Consider the following 15,305-nt stretch of genomic DNA (forward strand, 5'->3'; position numbering starts at 1 on the left):
CTCCGATGCTATTCCTGCCATCTTCCCATTATGATCGTGTGATAGAACCTGCCATCTGCAAGGCATTTATCATTTTTCAGAATGCCTTCCACTAAAAAGCCCATTTTTTTATAGAGCTGTATCGCTTTCTCATTGGTTTCTAACACTTCGAGTGCTATTTTGCGAATACCATTGGCGTCTGCCCAATCAATGGATTCTTGCAGCAAGGCTTTTCCTATGCCATAGCCCCAAAACTCTTTACTGACGCCAACACCAAAGGTTACTTTATGGGCAAGCCTTTTGAGTGGAGAGCCCTCACATCTTGAGAACCCAACGATCCGATCACCGACAACCGCTACTAAACATAAATTTTTTGAGCTTTCGCTATCCTGTTGAATAAGCTGCTCAAAGCCTGCTCGATCAATCAATGCCTCGCCCTGTTCACGATCGAAGTTTTCCGTTTCACCGTCTAATTGCAAGCGTAAATCTGATAAGGCTTGGGCATCTTCCCGTCGGGCACAGCGAATTGTATAGGATAGCTCTTTTATCTGGAGCTCTTTCTGATCAATCAGCATGTTGGAATCCTCCAATTGACTGAATCCTCACAAAACGATTATGCCAAATGGATTCGTGATGTTGAATAATTTGTGGTGCTGCCAGTACATGACTATCTAAGGTGCTATGTGCATCTTCTATTAAAATATTATGATGGTAGCCATGACTAAAAGCACTCCGGATTGTTGTATCAAGACAAAACTCTGTTTGAGCACCCGCGAAAATCAATTGGTCGATGTGATGCGCTTGTAAATAAGCTGCAAGCTCCGTTTGATAGAAAGCGTCCCACGTTGTTTTTTGAATCACTTGATCCTCCGCCTGTCTAAGTAATCCATGATACAGTTCCCAGCCTGGTTGACCTAATGCAAAATCCACATCATCTGCGTCTGTATGCTGAATAAAAATAACGGGTACTTCGTTACGCCGTGCCCATGTAATGGAGGCATTAATATTTTTGATAATAGCTTCACTGTTCCAAAGATTTTGCTGGCCATCTAGAAAGAAAGCCTCCTGTATATCGATAATGATGAGTGCTTGTTTCATCGTATCCTCCTTTGTGGTCAGTAGTAACTTTTTTAATTGTACAGAAAACGATCTTCCATTAAAAGAAAATTTTGCACAACAAAAAGCACCTTTACAACATCGTAAGGTGCCTCAACTATGTACAGTACCATCTAATACATGCCACTATTAGATGGTGTCATGCGCTTGCATCATTTGATATAGGCTAATGTTTGATAAACTTGGTGAACCGAATGATTAAATGCTTGCTGTTCCTCTTCGTTTAAATGCAATTCAATTACACTTTCAATACCAGCTCCCCCTAACACAACGGGGACACCGATGCAGGCATTGTCTACTTGATATTCGCCCTGTAAATACGTAATGATGGGCATTACTTTCCGTTGATCCTTCACAATCGCTTCAATCATTTGGACAATGGCGGCGGCTGGGGCATAGTAAGCACTGCCATTGCCAAGTAGGGAGACAATTTCGCCTCCACCTTTTCGCGTTCGCTCCACTAATTGCTCAATCTGTGCTTGTGGCATTAATTTTTCTAATGGTATTCCTCCGACATACGTATAGCGAACGAGAGGCACCATTTCATCGCCATGTCCGCCCAAGACGAAGCTCGATATATCCTCGACAGCAAGCTGAAGAGCCTGTGCGATAAAGGTATTAAAGCGCGCTGTATCTAAAACACCTGATTGTCCCATGACACGATTTTTGGGAAAACCCGTTGTTTCCAGACAAACATAAGTCATGGCATCGACAGGGTTACTTAAGACGATAATATAGCTAGTTGGCGCATAACGTTTGATTTGTTCGCTTACCGTGCGGATGATTGCCGCATTTGTATGAATTAAATCCTGCCGTGTCATGCCAGGCTTTCTTGCAATACCTGCCGTGATAACCACAATATCAGCATGAGCTATTTCCTGATACTTTGAAGTAGCCGTCACCTGTACGTTAAATCTTTCTATTGGTCCAGCTTGGAGAATATCTAATGCCTTCCCTTTCGCAGCATTTTCGAAGTCTGGTAAATCGATAAGCACAATATCCCCGATCTGTTTCTGTGCAACCATTAACGCTACGGTTGCACCTGTATGTCCAGCGCCAATGATGGCAATTTTGGGTCGCCTAAAGCTCATATGCCTCCCCCTCCTAACGACATAGATTGATTGCTAAAGATCCATCGACTATTTATCTGCCTGCTCATCCTCTACAAGTTTTGTTTGTTGAGGCTTCTGGCGAGTGCTTGTTTTTTTGGCTGCTGCCTCCGTCGCTTTTATCGGCTTTGTTTCATCAATAATCGCTGTGAATACTTCATTGGCTGCTCGTGGAATTACATGTGCGCTTAGTAGCTTGCTCGTTCGCGTTGCTGCCGCTTTACCAGCATCAACCGCAGCCTGTACTGCACCAACATCTCCCTCGACAATAATGGTTACGATACCACCGTCTACTAGCTCCTGTTTCACTAATTGGACATTGGCTGCTTTTAGCATGGCGTCTGCAGCTTCAATGGAGCCAATCAAGCCATACGTTTCGATCATTCCTATCGCTTCTGTCACTGTGCTCACCTCACGATTCATCTGTGCCATCTATAATGCCAACTACAATGGCATCAATTGGACAAATACTGGTCGTAGAAAAACTTCGTACAGCAGCACTGCCCATTGTTAAAATGACGTTATCTCCCACACCTGCACCTATACGATCTGCAGCAACAATTTGTTCATCACTCAGTTGACCATCCAGCTTTATTGGCTGGATAATGAGTAATTTCAATCCCTGTAGCCCTTCCTCTTTACGTGTTGCCCAGATATTCCCAACCACTGTTCCTATCCGCATGCATCCTCATCCTTTTTCGTGAAACTGAAGTTCAATTTCTAATTTTTCCACGGCCTCCTTCGCCAGTGCCGTCAACCTTGCCTCTTTGGGGACTATCACTGTCTCACCTTGATAACGGCTTACATCATTTGCCGTTATTATCTTGTGGTTAATTTCAATTGGAGGGCTGACGAAGTTATTGTAAGGCTCTCCTGCCATCTTGCCTGTTATAATTGTACCCGTTTCACCCTGTTGGATGAAGCCTGCGTTTGCTTCATCTGTATCAATATGCATTTCTAAATGATAGTGATCAGCCACACGAATTTTCACTTGCTCAAAGGTAATGGGACGTCGCCCTTGCACCTTAACGGAGACGTATTGACCGTTCTGAACTCCTAACTGCTGTGCATCAGCAGGTGCCATATGAATATGTGCTTGTGCGATAATGACCCCTTCTTGTAAAATCAAACTTCCTCTAGGTCCTACCAGTATACAGCTAGCTGAGCCAGCAATTTCTCCCGATTCACGCAAAGGTGGTTGAATTCCTAGGGCAATGGCATCTGTATGACTAATTTCAATTTGTGTGAAGGTGCGAGCTGGACCTAATACACGTACATTTTGGATGCTTCCTTTTGGTCCTACCACCTGTAGCGTTTCATGTGCTGCAAACTGACCGGGTTGAGCTAACATTTTTTTTACACTCAGCGTAGCACCTTTGCCAAATAGCTGCTCGACATGCTCTTGTTGTAAATGAATATGCCTTGCTGAGATACCTATAGGAATTTCATTGGGTGTAGGCGCTGCTTCTTTTTTAGGTAGTAATTCGGCTATGACATCATTAACAATTTTTATTATTGCTTGTTCATTCATATAGCCACCTCACTCATTATTGCATTTTTAAAATCGCTTCCAATTCTGCATGTGGTCGCGGAATCACATGTACAGATAATAGCTCTCCAACACGTTGTGCAGCTGCTGCTCCTGCATCTGTTGCGGCTTTCACAGCCCCTACATCCCCACGAACAAGCACCGTGACAATACCGCCACCCACATGGACTTTACCCACAATATTCACGTTGGCAGCCTTGACCATTGCATCAGCTGCTTCAATAGAGCCCACTAAGCCCTTTGTTTCAATCATTCCTAATGCGCCTAAATTCATTTCGTATCCCTCCTTCTATTAAAATGCCTCTGCATCTTCAGGTAATGTTTGGCCACCATCAATAATGATCGATTGACCCGTAATAAAGCCTGCCTCCTTACTACTAAGGAACAATGCAGCATACGCTATATCCTCCACACGACCAAGGCTGCCAAATGGAATCGCCTTCGCCATCTTCTGTAGATAGGTGTCACCAAGACCATCTAAGCCTTCTGTTGCGATATTTCCTGGTAACACGGCATTGACCGTAATATGATAGGGTGCTAATTCAAGAGCCGCAGTCCGCATAAACCCTAATTGAGCTGCCTTACTTGCGGCATAATGTGTCCATCCAGCATAGCCAGTCACTGGACCCGTTATCGACGAGGTAATAATGACCCTGCCAGCATTCGCTTTCTTTAAATGGGGCACGCAAGCTTTGACAGCAAACATCGTTCCTCTGGCATTGACATTTAATACCTGATCCCAATGGTCCGTCGTCATGTCCTCTAGTTTCCTCGAGGGAAAAATACCAGCATTGGCACATAAAATATCGATGGAACCAAAAGAGCTAGCAACCTCCGTAGCCATGCTTTCAACAGATTCATAGTTTTCAACATCAACAGTGGCAGCAGAAGCGGAGAATCCTTGCGCTTGTAATTGATTTGCTACATCTGTGGCAGCTTCCATACCTCTTGCTGCAATCACCACATGAGCACCCTGTTCAGCAAATACGGTAGCAATCCCCTTCCCAATTCCTTTACTACCACCAGTAACTATGACAACCTTCCCCGTTAAATCGACCTTCAACTCGTTCCTCCACCTTTCCTTTTATTCATTTTAAGTACTTGGCTTTTTCGCAATTTCTGTTACTAATCCATTCACCGCGATATCTGGCCTTAAAATAGTTGAAGAGGCAATCCATTGGTTGGCTGCTTTAGCTAGTTGTGTACCAATGGCTATCGCTTCCTGAATGGCCGCTGTGTCCCCTTCAATGGCAATGGTTACTAGAGCCAAATCGATGGTTTCTTGTCGAAGTATTCGAATATCCGCTGCTTTAAGCATAGCATCTGCGATTCGTATTGAAATCGCAAGTCCTCTTGTCTCCACAATACCAATCGATTTCATCATGTAACAACACTCCTGCTAATATCTTTGTATCGTCATTCCCTTTTCCTGAATTATTTCTTGTGCTAGTGGTGTAAGTTTTGTGTGGGCAGGTAGTGTCAGCCGTTTCCCCTTGTACGATTGAAGCATCTCTGCTGTCAAATAGTTTGCCACTATAGTCGAACGAGCCGGTTCCTCTTGCTGCTTTAAAAATCGAATAAGCTGTGCAAATAACTGAATGTCACAGCCAAACTCCTTTAAGCGCTCTATATGATGCAGCAACATTTTCATGTAAGGATTCGGTTCCTTTGCTGTGACAACAGCAGATAATTTTTCATTTGGAATTAAAATTGCTGTTTGATTGCTAACCAGCAGCTCAGACAGGTACAAGGCTGCCGGTGTAGTAGGCAAGCCTTGGGCACTGCTGACGATAAATGCTTGATCGACTTCGAGAAAAACAATAGCATCGTAGAATAGCTGAGTGGGACTTGTGGTTTCATTTGCCTGCCACTCCTCAACATGGCAATAGCTTTGTAATACGTCCACCTGTTTCTTAGAAATGGTCGTATGAGAATGGACAAGCAAAAGTCTTTTATGCTTTTTATCCATCATCGATATGACTACTTCTTCGATGATTCTCTGTAATTCTTTTATATCCATACCTGTCACTCCATTTTGATAAGCTTGCCAATTGAATGCTGTTGAACAGCTGCGGCATTCGCTTCATCTGTATCTACATGCATCTCAAGGACGAATGCTGAGGAGACACGCACTACCACATTCATTAATCGTAGCTGACGTCCATCCCCACAGATTTCAACCGTCACAACTTCCTTATCTTGGACATTGAAGGCAGCAGCATCGGATACAGCCATGTGAATATGTGCTTGTGCAATAATCAATCCTTGTGTTTTATGGCGAGTTCCATGAGGTCCAATCAATGTGATTGATTCAGATTTTTCTAAGTCGCCTGACATACGAATTGGTGGTGTTACGCCAAGCTTGATGGCATCCGTTTGACTGATTTCGACTTGGGTTGCAGTGCGAAATGGGCCTAAAACCCGAACCTTGTCAATTTGGCCTTTGGGTCCCTTTATCGTTAGAACATGCTGTGAAGCAAATTGACCTGGCTGGGAAAGTTCCTTCCATTTCTGTAACGCTGCGTCTCTACCAAATAAATAATAGAAATCCTCCTCATTAACATGACAATGACGGGCAGAAATCGCAATCGGGATACTTTGATTTGTAACTTCAGTGACATGTATTTGATTGTTTGTCATCACAATCCCTCACTTTTCACTTAGGTAAAATTGCGTATAATTCCGAATGAGGGCGTGGAATAACATGTACCGATAATAGCTCACCTACTCGACGTGCGGCCTCAGAGCCTGCATCCGTCGCTGCCTTGACTGCCCCGACATCACCTGTCACCAGCACCGTCACAATGCCGCCACCAACATGTACTTTCCCTACAATATTGACGTTTGCTGCCTTCACCATGGCATCTGCCGCCTCAATTGATCCGATTAAGCCTCTTGTTTCAATCATGCCTAAAGCTCCATTTATCTCTACGCTCATTTCCTTTTCCTCCTCTAATTACTTAGCTTTGTGAGTACTTCCTCTACAATCTTTTCGATGGACAACCTGTCAATAGACACCCCTTCAATTGCTTGCATCGCTGGAGCCTGTATATTTTGTGGATGCTTTGGGGGAGGAATCGTTAGTGCCTTCACACCATAGGCCACTCTTTTTTTATTTAATAAATGATGTGCAGAAATATTATCACTCGTAATATTTCCCCCATAGGCCCCACAGCCCAATGTAAAGGAAGGCGTTAAACTTGTCGTACCGCCTGCAGCCCCAACAGATGCTAAAGTATTGACTACTATTCTGGACACGGGCATTTGAGCGGCAAACTGCTTAACAAAATGTTCATCCTGTGCATGAATAGCCAGGCTATGTCCTCTCCCTCCAACGTCAAACAAGCGACGGCAAATCTTTACGGCTTCTTCCTGAGAACGAGCCGTATAAAGACCTAGGATGGGAGAAAGCTTTTCCATGGAAAATGGATACTCCTTCCCAATCTCCTGTTCCTCCGCCACTAATACGCGTGTATGCCGAGGGACATCAATATTAGCCATTTGGGCTATTACGGTTGCTGGCTTTCCAACAATTTGGCTATTTAATGTACGAGCTACTGGTGAAATCACCTTTGCTAATTTTTCCTTGTCCTGTCCACTTAGAAGGATGGCCCCATTTTCTGCTAAAGCAGCCATCACCTGCGCTTTGACCTCCTGATGTACGACAATAGCTTGTTCTGTGGCACAGATCGTACTATTATCAAATGATTTACTATCGATAATTTGCTTCATTGCCTCGTTCACATTTGCTGTGCGATCAATATAGACAGGAACATTCCCAGGGCCAACACCATAGGCTGGTTTCCCTGAGCTATAGGCTGCTTTGACAAGCCCTGCTCCACCAGTAGCTAAAATTAGCTGTACATCACGATGATGCATAAGTTCCTCTGTTCCTTTTATTGTTGGATGGCTAATCCATTGAATAAGTCCCTCTGGCGCCCCTGCACGAACGGCTGCCTGCTGACAAATTTTCAATGCCTCGATGGTGCAGTTGACTGCTGTTGGATGAGGACTAAAGACAATGGCATTTTGCGCCTTTAAGGCAATTAGCGTTTTAAAAATGGCTGTAGCAGTCGGGTTCGTGACAGGTGTAACTGCCGCAATAACACCGAATGGATAAGCAATTTCCACCTGCCTTGCTATCCTATCCTCATGTATAATGCCGATTGTCTTTTCATGCCGAATGGCTTCATAGACACCTTGAGAAGCCAACTCATTTTTTATTTTTTTATGTTCAATAATGCCCATCTTTGTTTCCGTAACAGCTAATACAGCAAGATTTTCTGCCTGTTTATAAGCAGCTTGGGCAATGGCCTCGACAATTCGATCGACCTGCTCTTGCGTAAAGCTGGCATACATTTTTTGCGCAATCGAAGCGGCTGCTATTCCGTCTCTTGCCTCTTGTATCGAAACCAAATCTTGGTCTCTCACCATATGATGAACCTCCCGTCATGTAAATTTTTTTAGGGCAATTAAGTCGCTCGAATTAGCTACAGAGACAGTGCCTGATGATTGCTGGTGCAGACTTTGCCAATGCTGTAATTCATGCGTAGATAATGCTACATATGCAGGGGCAGTTGTTTGCTGCGTCTGATGTTGGTTTTCTTTTATTAATCGAAATGATTGCCATTCCTGTAATTCTTCATTTGATAACGTTTTAGAAGCTTGTTCAGGCTGAGAGCCTTGCGTTAGTTTTTCCAATACCAATTCAGTAATCTTGGCAATTAGCTGATTGTCCATATGCTCACTCCTTTTCGATTAGCATGGTGAGAACAGATTCGTTATACGCTTCAATAATTGCGGTTGCATCAGGTAAATAATCCTTTGGGTATGTGGCACTAGGAATGATGCCAATAGAAAAGCACATGCCAGCATTTTTAGCAAAGAGCATATCTGCATTCGAATCGCCAATCATCACGGCTTTCTCAAGCGATACTTGAAATTGTTCCTTTGCCACATATGCTAAGTCTGGGAAGGGCTTACTGGATGTAGCTTGGTCACTTCCTAGAACGAAATCAAACAAAGCTAATAACTCTAGCTGTTGTAAATGAGATTTGGCTCGTGCCGTTTGATCAGCTGTAATCACCCCTAATTTCTTCCCTTTATTTTTTAAGGTTATTAAGAGATTACGAATACCTGGTAATACCTGTACCTTGCTATTTTCCTGCTGCGATGTGGCTAAGTTGGAAGCTGCTCTCGCAAGTGTTACCCCTTTGCTCCATGGGATTCCCTGCTGATAGAGTAAGAACGCCACGATCGTCTCAGCTTCTTGTATACTTCCAATAGCTAGAGGACTCGTTGGGTCAATCGTTGTTCCATTGTCATTAACCCCTATGTTTCTTAAAAAAGTTTGTAAGGAAAAATAGATCTCTAAGTCTGAATTTTCAGTTAAATTAGCATATAAATTTTTGGCCCAGGCAATCCATAAAGAATCCATTTCTATGATTGTTCCATCCTTATCAAAAATGACCCATTCCACTTTTGTCATAGGAAAACCCATCCCTTTATTTATTCTCGTATAGCCTCTATTGGCGATACTGGTGCTTGCACCTCTACTTGCACTGTAGCGTCCTTCGCAAAGCGTTCCTCTGGTGCATCCTCGTTAATATGGTGTCTTGCCCACACCCAATAATAGATTGTTGCCACAGCAAAAACAGCCAAACAAACGATGAAAAAAGTCAAATTCGCAAAGAAGCTCGCAAAGATAGCAATGACGGCTAGCACAAGTGAGACAATAGGCGTAAAAGGATACAGCGGTGTCTTAAAGGTACGTATTAAATGAGGTTCTTTTTTACGCAAAATCAACACCGATAAATTCATCGTAATATACGATACTAATGCCCCAAATGTAGAAATTAAAATTAAATCATCTGGATTAAATAAAATGACTAACACTAACCCGATAAAGCCTGGCAAAATAATGGCCATATAGGGTGTCTGACGCTTTTTATGCATCTTCGATAACATGCTTGGCAAATAGCCTGCACGTGATAAAGCATAGACCTGACGAGAGTAAGCCAAAATCACACCCGAAAAGCTTGCAATTAGTCCTACTAAGCCAACAGATGCTAAAATCTGCGCCAACCAATACGTATTTCCAAAAACAGCGGCAATCGCTGCTGGCAATGGATCTTCAGCAACCGTCATGACATCGATGCCAGCTAGCCCAATGGCAACAGTTGTTGTCAAAATGGATAAAATCAGCAAGGTCACCATACCTGAAATTAACCCCTTCGGCATGTCCTTCTGCACATCTCTCGTCTCCTCCGATAACATAGGCAACATCTCGATTGCTAGGAATAGCCACATCGCATAGGGCAATGCTGACCAGATGCCTTTAAATCCACCTGGTATAAGATCGCCATTCTCAGGGAATAAATGGCCCACATTAATTTGCGGTAAACCAACGAAATACATTAAGACTAGTAAGCCTAAAGCGATAAAGACAAGCACCATTTCGATTGTGGCGTATTCTTTAATGCCAATAATATGAACCCCCATGAACAGAGCATACATAAAGGCAGCTGCCACCACTGTCGGTACGGCTGGAAACAAAAAGCTGATATAGCCCCCAATACCAATCGCGATAATTGGTGCGGCAATGACATATTGCAGCACGACACCAACTCCTGTAATAAAACCGATATAACGCCCCATCGCCCGTCGAGCAAAGGAGTAAGGTCCTCCCGCATAAGGTAACATCGTCGATAATTCAGAAATACCTAAGGTCATCGTTAAATACATAATCGCCATAAATAATGTGGCAATGAGCATTCCTAAAAAACCAGATTGACTTAAACCAAAATTCCAGCCAAAGTAGTTACCAGAAATCACAATGCCGACGCCAATTGTCCATAAATGGATGGGTGTAAGGGCTTTCTTTAATACGATGATTTCATCCTTTTTCGAAGACATGTTATTCGCCACCTTTTATCGTTATTTAGTTGGTACAGTCTTGATACTTTTCTACATAAGCTTTCACTAAATCATCACTCTGAAGCGTGTAATTTTCACCAAGTAAGCGCGTTGTCTCATTATCACGACTTCCAATCCACGAAATAAGCTGTAGTCTTCTCATTAATATAAAAGTTGGAATCATTTCTTTTTCTGCGTCTGTTAATAATCGAATTTTGCTATAGCCCTTAACCCATGAAGCGATCAACTCATCAAGATACGGCATGTGCTCAATAAAGCTCACCGATGTGGCTAAATCATATAAAAACCACCCAAAACCACAATCATCAAAATCAATCACTTTAATTTCGTCCCCATAGATGAGTAAATTAGCTAAGCGTAAATCCGCATGGATAAGACCAAATCGTGTTTTCTCTTTCCCAAATGCCTCAAGCTTCTTTTGAATGATATGTGATGCTTCCTCATATAAAGCGATTCGTGCAGGGGTCATTCCTAGTCCATCCTGCCATCTCGCCCATTTTGGAGATTGACCTAGAATCGTGTCATAGTCCCATGTCATGCGCTGAAAGGCTTGGTAATAATCATGCTGCTCGATTGTGTGTTTATGAAACATGGCTGTAATTTCGCCTAATGTTTCAAATTGCTGAATTAAGTCATCTTCATTATTCTCATCAGGAGCATTGCCCTCCAAAAATGTAAATAATGTGCTATAATAGATCGTGTCATTATACGAATGAGCATGTACGTAGTCACCGTCATCTGCTCGCATCGGTAGTGATACATCAATAGGAGATTGCTCATGGAGCGAGTTTAACCAGGCAATCTCCGCTTCGATCTCCTCTTTTTTATGGTAATTTGGTCGGCTGATCCTCAGAATATATTTTTTGCCCTGCCCATCTTCTACGAGATACGTCGCATTTTCGGAATAATCAATCATTTTACAAGATGATACTAGTAAACAACTAAACTCCTTTAATGCATCATTTGCTGCTTGATGAAAGTTGGAAAGGACCCATTCTAAATCTATGAAATCCATTTGACCCATCTAGAAAACCCCCTGTTTACTAAATTGACAAGCTTTCTTTCCTTTAATAGCGTGCAAATTTCACAAGCTGCGCTGCTTCTTTTATGCCCGCCTCACATTTTTCAAGCAATTCATCACAATACGCTTTATCACATAATAGCCCTGGCTTAAATTGCAACACACGTGTATCCAGCATTGAATAAATGGCCCATACACCATGTTTGTACAAGGAGCTCATCACATATTTAGCCCCTTCAGGATGATTAAATTCTAGGCCCATAACAACGCCAAGCTGACGAATACCCACAAAGAAATCAGGATATTGTTGTTGAATACGCTCTAAACCATTTCGTAGATAACGAGCAACATATTCTACATTCTTTACTACTTCAGGACGTTGGGAGATTTCTAATACTTTCATCGCCACTACACAACCTAGTTCTGCTCCACCAAATGTAGAAATATGGGCTAGTCCATCTTCTTCCATCCAGCCACCTGCTCGTTCATTGACCACTGTAGCTGCAATTGGATAGATACCGCCACTTAGACCCTTTGCTGTCACCAGAATATCCGGTTTCACCCCATAATGCTCAATTCCCCACAGCTTACCTGTTCTCATTAAGCCCGTTTGCACCTCATCTGCAATATATAATGCCCCGTATCGTTCACAAAGTGATTTGACATCAGCCAAGTAATTAGCAGTGGGCAAGGGGAAACCATATGTCGCAGGAATAGTCTCGATAATTACGCTAGCTACATCCCCTTTAGCAAGCTCTCGTTCCATTGCCACAAGATCATTGAATGGTACGTGCACAAATTCATGGGGACTGCCCTCACTTAAAAATGGTTTTGAATAGCGTTCATTGCCAAGCGAAACTGCAAGACCCGTGTGACCATGATATCCATTTTTAATGGAAATCGTTTTTTTACGTTTTGTAGCATAACGCGCACACTTTAGAGCAACATCAATTGCTTCACTTCCACCACTAGAGAAAATAGAATATGTTAAGCCTTCTGGTGTGCAGGCTGCTAATTTTTCAGCTAACTGTGCACGTGCAGTAGATGGAAAATGATGATTACCAATGTCAAAATAATTGGTTCCTTCCACTAATGCAGCAATGACTTCTGGATTACGATGGCCAAGGTTATATGTTCCGCCATTGAGATGCGCATTCATTAATTTTTTGCCATCCACATCGTAGAAATAATAGCCCTCTCGTTTACCGATAACGACATCAACACCATCGATTTGCCACTGTTTCGTTTTTCCTGGATTCCACCAGTCAATTGATTTTTGTAAGGTTGCCTGTTTATTTGCAAAATAGTCCATAGTTTCCACCTTCCTATACATTGACGTCATCCAACATTTCACCTGCAATGAATAATTCCACTTTTTTCTGCTGTAATCGTTCCTGCCATTGTGTGGAGCTCTTTTGATCTGTAATCACCATCGAAACGTCCTCTAAATGACAAATATGTGCAAATGTAGAGACACCAAATTTCGTATGGTCTGCTAAAATAATCGTATTTTCTGCCCGCTCTATTAATTTCTTTGAAATCGCTGCGCCCGTAATATCATAGTCGGTAATACCATCTGCTAACGAAATTCCGCCTGCAGCAACAAAGGCTTTATTTGCCTTTAGTTGATTAAAAAATAAATCAGCTAATGGACCTCCCATAAATTTTTGTCGATGTTCATATTCTCCTCCCGCAAAGAGCACCTTCCCTTGAAAGCATTCTGCGGCTAATGATAGAACTGGGAGTGAATTTGTGACGACAATGACGTTGGGCTTATCACCTAAATAACGAACGATTTCATAGGCTGTTGTACCATGACCGATAAAGATAACATCACCGTCTTCCACAATACTTGCAGCAGCCTTACAAATCCTTCTCTTCTCTATATTGTTAAGTGACGTTTTCTGTTCAAAGGTCCTCTCATACTTTTCCTTTGCCTTCACAGCCCCCCCATAGACTTTGTGTAGAAGCCCTTCCTTCTCCAATCGATCCATATCTCTACGTATAGTCTCGCCTGATACATTTAATAGCTGCTCTGCATCACTTACCTTCACTTTTCCTTCTAAATCTAAAATATCTAAAATCACTTTTTTACGTTCCTCAAACGAAAGAGACATACATCATCACTCCAAACACAAAGTTAAATCCAACAAAATCCACAAATCCAACACTTTATTTCTGTATTTATGTGGATTTGTTTTGAATTTTAAATAATAGTTTAACAATTGTCAATACTCTGAATCTTATTTTCTGTATGATTTTTTCTCTCTAAAGCCACTTATTTCTCTTAAGCGTAATATGAAAACTCCACAAAAAACCAATTTCAGTTGTCTCCAACTGCTCTCTAAAACCTTTTTTAAAATATTTTTCTACAACTATTTTTCCCATAAAAAATCCCCCTTCATGGTAGAAACCATAAAGGGAGATGACGAGATTATTTTGTTAATTCCTCTACAAATTCAACAGGTACGTATGTTTTGCCAGATTCTAATAAAGCAGGGGCTACTTTAAATTGGCGAAGCGCTTTATTATAACCATATTCTTTTTGACCTCGCGTAATTGTATACGAAAGGGCTCCTTTTGAAACAATGGCTCCTTTTGGCGTTACTTCTACTTTAAAGCCTAGCTTTTCAGCGATTAAGCGTAGCGGCACCATTTTTGTCCCATCTACTTCGTAAAAGTCTTTATTGATAATTTCTTGAACCGCTGAATCAACTGGAGCTGGTTCTGGTTGTGGTGTTGGAGCTGGATCCACTTCAACAGGCTCTTCCTTCTCAATTGTATCTAATACTATCACTTTTGATGGTGGTGTTTGAGCAGGGATGCTCATCGTTGCAATTGTGTAGAACACCACTAAATGCTGCTCTTTTAAATCGTCCACTTTCACAGCTTTGCCAGTAGCACTTGCTAGCTTCGTGTCTTCCCCAACATTTAACTTGAGGTTATTTTCAGTATCCACTAAATCTTTATTGAAGAAATCCACTTCCACGCTACCCATTTCTTCTGTTTCTACAATGATTACTTCTGGGTTGTATTGTGGTGGATAAATCGCAAGCATCGGCTTCTTGGCATATGAGTAAGCTGACACCTTATTTCCTTTTTGAAGCTTGGCTTCTTTTCCCATATTGTCAAAAACTAATGAGTCTTTATTGGCAATCACAATATTTGTATTGTCACCATCAACCACTGTATAGTATGTGGCATTTTCACGTACTTCTACGTTTTCAACTGTACCTGTCACTTTAATAAAAATAGGCTGCACTTGTTGCTCCGAAGTTTCTGCGTTAATCACAGTAGCCTCTCCTTCGTTCGCTGATGCAGTTGGAGCTCCAATCGCGCCCCCTACTAATAATGCTGACATAGCAAATGGTACGACTTTCGTCATTTTCATACAAAAAGCATCTCCTTCATTTTCCCGAATTCAATAAAGTAGTCGTGTTCACACGAAAAAGGTTACAAACTGTCTCCATTTTTATGGCTAGAGCTTTGCTTCCTCATTTTGAGCGATAGCGATTTGCGAGCGACTTCTCTTGAATATTCGATTTACTAGATGGCGGTGCTTTGCTTTCGCGGATATTCGCTTCTTCGCAATTTT

The 15,305-nt window shown here is 42.1% G+C and carries 20 protein-coding genes; all 20 read right to left on the bottom strand.

The window, feature by feature from the left end:
- Positions 1-8: 8 nt before the first annotated feature.
- On the bottom strand, positions 9-554 hold the full coding sequence (locus tag QH639_RS13090; protein ID WP_066037479.1) for a GNAT family N-acetyltransferase: 546 nt from the start codon (positions 552-554) through the stop codon (positions 9-11).
- Positions 544-1,077: a cysteine hydrolase family protein gene (locus QH639_RS13095; RefSeq protein WP_237900400.1), complete on the bottom strand. Its 534-nt coding sequence runs from the start codon at positions 1,075-1,077 to the stop codon at positions 544-546. Before QH639_RS13095 ends, QH639_RS13090 begins: the two co-directional genes overlap by 11 nt.
- A gap of 170 nt (positions 1,078-1,247) precedes the next feature.
- Positions 1,248-2,186, bottom strand: coding sequence for a malate dehydrogenase (gene mdh / locus QH639_RS13100; RefSeq protein ID WP_281114627.1), 939 nt, complete (start codon positions 2,184-2,186; stop codon positions 1,248-1,250).
- Positions 2,187-2,234: 48 nt separating this feature from the next.
- The gene (locus QH639_RS13105; protein ID WP_237900946.1) at positions 2,235-2,627 is read right to left on the bottom strand and encodes a BMC domain-containing protein; all 393 of its coding nucleotides are present in this window, start codon (positions 2,625-2,627) and stop codon (positions 2,235-2,237) included.
- Entirely contained in the window at positions 2,617-2,886 is a 270-nt protein-coding gene (locus tag QH639_RS13110; protein ID WP_004228986.1) for a EutN/CcmL family microcompartment protein, read from the bottom strand. The genes QH639_RS13105 and QH639_RS13110 overlap by 11 nt, the downstream gene beginning before the upstream one ends.
- 6 nt (positions 2,887-2,892) lie before the next feature.
- A complete protein-coding gene (gene pduL, locus QH639_RS13115; RefSeq protein WP_066037475.1) occupies positions 2,893-3,735 on the bottom strand; it encodes a phosphate propanoyltransferase in 843 nt (280 codons plus the stop codon).
- A gap of 16 nt (positions 3,736-3,751) precedes the next feature.
- Complete coding sequence (locus tag QH639_RS13120) at positions 3,752-4,027, bottom strand: BMC domain-containing protein (RefSeq protein ID WP_048390439.1); 276 nt, start codon at positions 4,025-4,027, stop codon at positions 3,752-3,754.
- Positions 4,028-4,045: 18 nt separating this feature from the next.
- Positions 4,046-4,816 carry a 3-oxoacyl-ACP reductase FabG gene (gene fabG / locus QH639_RS13125; RefSeq protein WP_103117888.1) on the bottom strand — a complete coding sequence of 257 codons (771 nt, stop codon included), beginning with the start codon at positions 4,814-4,816 and terminating at the stop codon, positions 4,046-4,048.
- 30 nt (positions 4,817-4,846) lie between these two features.
- A complete protein-coding gene (locus QH639_RS13130) occupies positions 4,847-5,137 on the bottom strand; it encodes a BMC domain-containing protein (RefSeq protein WP_048390435.1) in 291 nt (96 codons plus the stop codon).
- Between the two features lie 15 nt (positions 5,138-5,152).
- A complete protein-coding gene (locus tag QH639_RS13135; protein ID WP_237900398.1) occupies positions 5,153-5,773 on the bottom strand; it encodes a hypothetical protein in 621 nt (206 codons plus the stop codon).
- 5 nt (positions 5,774-5,778) lie between these two features.
- Positions 5,779-6,393, bottom strand: a complete 615-nt coding sequence (gene pduL / locus QH639_RS13140) for a phosphate propanoyltransferase (RefSeq protein WP_237900395.1) — start codon at positions 6,391-6,393, stop codon at positions 5,779-5,781.
- A gap of 16 nt (positions 6,394-6,409) precedes the next feature.
- A complete protein-coding gene (locus tag QH639_RS13145) occupies positions 6,410-6,691 on the bottom strand; it encodes a BMC domain-containing protein (RefSeq protein WP_004229005.1) in 282 nt (93 codons plus the stop codon).
- Positions 6,692-6,705: 14 nt separating this feature from the next.
- On the bottom strand, positions 6,706-8,187 hold the full coding sequence (locus tag QH639_RS13150) for an aldehyde dehydrogenase family protein (protein WP_281114628.1): 1,482 nt from the start codon (positions 8,185-8,187) through the stop codon (positions 6,706-6,708).
- A gap of 15 nt (positions 8,188-8,202) precedes the next feature.
- Positions 8,203-8,493, bottom strand: coding sequence for a hypothetical protein (locus tag QH639_RS13155; protein WP_004229009.1), 291 nt, complete (start codon positions 8,491-8,493; stop codon positions 8,203-8,205).
- Positions 8,494-8,497: 4 nt separating this feature from the next.
- Positions 8,498-9,241, bottom strand: coding sequence for an HAD family hydrolase (locus QH639_RS13160; protein WP_281114629.1), 744 nt, complete (start codon positions 9,239-9,241; stop codon positions 8,498-8,500).
- A 20-nt stretch (positions 9,242-9,261) separates the two neighbouring features.
- Positions 9,262-10,668 (bottom strand): ethanolamine permease, encoded by a 1,407-nt coding sequence (gene eat, locus QH639_RS13165; RefSeq protein ID WP_281114630.1) that lies wholly within the window; start codon positions 10,666-10,668, stop codon positions 9,262-9,264.
- 25 nt (positions 10,669-10,693) lie between these two features.
- A complete protein-coding gene (locus QH639_RS13170; protein WP_281114631.1) occupies positions 10,694-11,713 on the bottom strand; it encodes a phosphotransferase enzyme family protein in 1,020 nt (339 codons plus the stop codon).
- A gap of 43 nt (positions 11,714-11,756) precedes the next feature.
- Complete coding sequence (locus QH639_RS13175) at positions 11,757-13,022, bottom strand: class-III pyridoxal-phosphate-dependent aminotransferase (RefSeq protein ID WP_281114632.1); 1,266 nt, start codon at positions 13,020-13,022, stop codon at positions 11,757-11,759.
- A 13-nt stretch (positions 13,023-13,035) separates the two neighbouring features.
- Complete coding sequence (locus QH639_RS13180) at positions 13,036-13,827, bottom strand: DeoR/GlpR family DNA-binding transcription regulator (RefSeq protein WP_004229022.1); 792 nt, start codon at positions 13,825-13,827, stop codon at positions 13,036-13,038.
- Positions 13,828-14,144: 317 nt separating this feature from the next.
- Positions 14,145-15,101 carry a stalk domain-containing protein gene (locus QH639_RS13185; protein ID WP_281114633.1) on the bottom strand — a complete coding sequence of 319 codons (957 nt, stop codon included), beginning with the start codon at positions 15,099-15,101 and terminating at the stop codon, positions 14,145-14,147.
- Between the last annotated feature and the right edge of the window lie 204 nt (positions 15,102-15,305).

Source organism: Lysinibacillus sp. 1 U-2021 (genome assembly GCF_029916965.1).
Classification (GTDB): domain Bacteria; phylum Bacillota; class Bacilli; order Bacillales_A; family Planococcaceae; genus Lysinibacillus; species Lysinibacillus capsici.

Coding starts and splice junctions, on each gene's coding strand:
- QH639_RS13180 (WP_004229022.1), bottom strand. CDS start 13,827: ATGTCTCTTTCGTTTGAGGAACGTAAAAAAGTGATTTTAGATATTTTA.
- QH639_RS13090 (WP_066037479.1), bottom strand. CDS start 554: ATGCTGATTGATCAGAAAGAGCTCCAGATAAAAGAGCTATCCTATACA.
- QH639_RS13185 (WP_281114633.1), bottom strand. CDS start 15,101: ATGAAAATGACGAAAGTCGTACCATTTGCTATGTCAGCATTATTAGTA.
- QH639_RS13110 (WP_004228986.1), bottom strand. CDS start 2,886: ATGCGGATAGGAACAGTGGTTGGGAATATCTGGGCAACACGTAAAGAG.
- QH639_RS13145 (WP_004229005.1), bottom strand. CDS start 6,691: ATGAGCGTAGAGATAAATGGAGCTTTAGGCATGATTGAAACAAGAGGC.
- QH639_RS13120 (WP_048390439.1), bottom strand. CDS start 4,027: ATGAATTTAGGCGCATTAGGAATGATTGAAACAAAGGGCTTAGTGGGC.
- pduL (WP_237900395.1), bottom strand. CDS start 6,393: ATGACAAACAATCAAATACATGTCACTGAAGTTACAAATCAAAGTATC.
- QH639_RS13095 (WP_237900400.1), bottom strand. CDS start 1,077: ATGAAACAAGCACTCATCATTATCGATATACAGGAGGCTTTCTTTCTA.
- QH639_RS13170 (WP_281114631.1), bottom strand. CDS start 11,713: ATGGGTCAAATGGATTTCATAGATTTAGAATGGGTCCTTTCCAACTTT.
- eat (WP_281114630.1), bottom strand. CDS start 10,668: ATGTCTTCGAAAAAGGATGAAATCATCGTATTAAAGAAAGCCCTTACA.
- QH639_RS13105 (WP_237900946.1), bottom strand. CDS start 2,627: ATGAATCGTGAGGTGAGCACAGTGACAGAAGCGATAGGAATGATCGAA.
- QH639_RS13150 (WP_281114628.1), bottom strand. CDS start 8,187: ATGGTGAGAGACCAAGATTTGGTTTCGATACAAGAGGCAAGAGACGGA.
- QH639_RS13160 (WP_281114629.1), bottom strand. CDS start 9,241: ATGACAAAAGTGGAATGGGTCATTTTTGATAAGGATGGAACAATCATA.
- mdh (WP_281114627.1), bottom strand. CDS start 2,186: ATGAGCTTTAGGCGACCCAAAATTGCCATCATTGGCGCTGGACATACA.
- pduL (WP_066037475.1), bottom strand. CDS start 3,735: ATGAATGAACAAGCAATAATAAAAATTGTTAATGATGTCATAGCCGAA.
- QH639_RS13155 (WP_004229009.1), bottom strand. CDS start 8,493: ATGGACAATCAGCTAATTGCCAAGATTACTGAATTGGTATTGGAAAAA.
- QH639_RS13130 (WP_048390435.1), bottom strand. CDS start 5,137: ATGATGAAATCGATTGGTATTGTGGAGACAAGAGGACTTGCGATTTCA.
- QH639_RS13135 (WP_237900398.1), bottom strand. CDS start 5,773: ATGGATATAAAAGAATTACAGAGAATCATCGAAGAAGTAGTCATATCG.
- QH639_RS13175 (WP_281114632.1), bottom strand. CDS start 13,022: ATGGACTATTTTGCAAATAAACAGGCAACCTTACAAAAATCAATTGAC.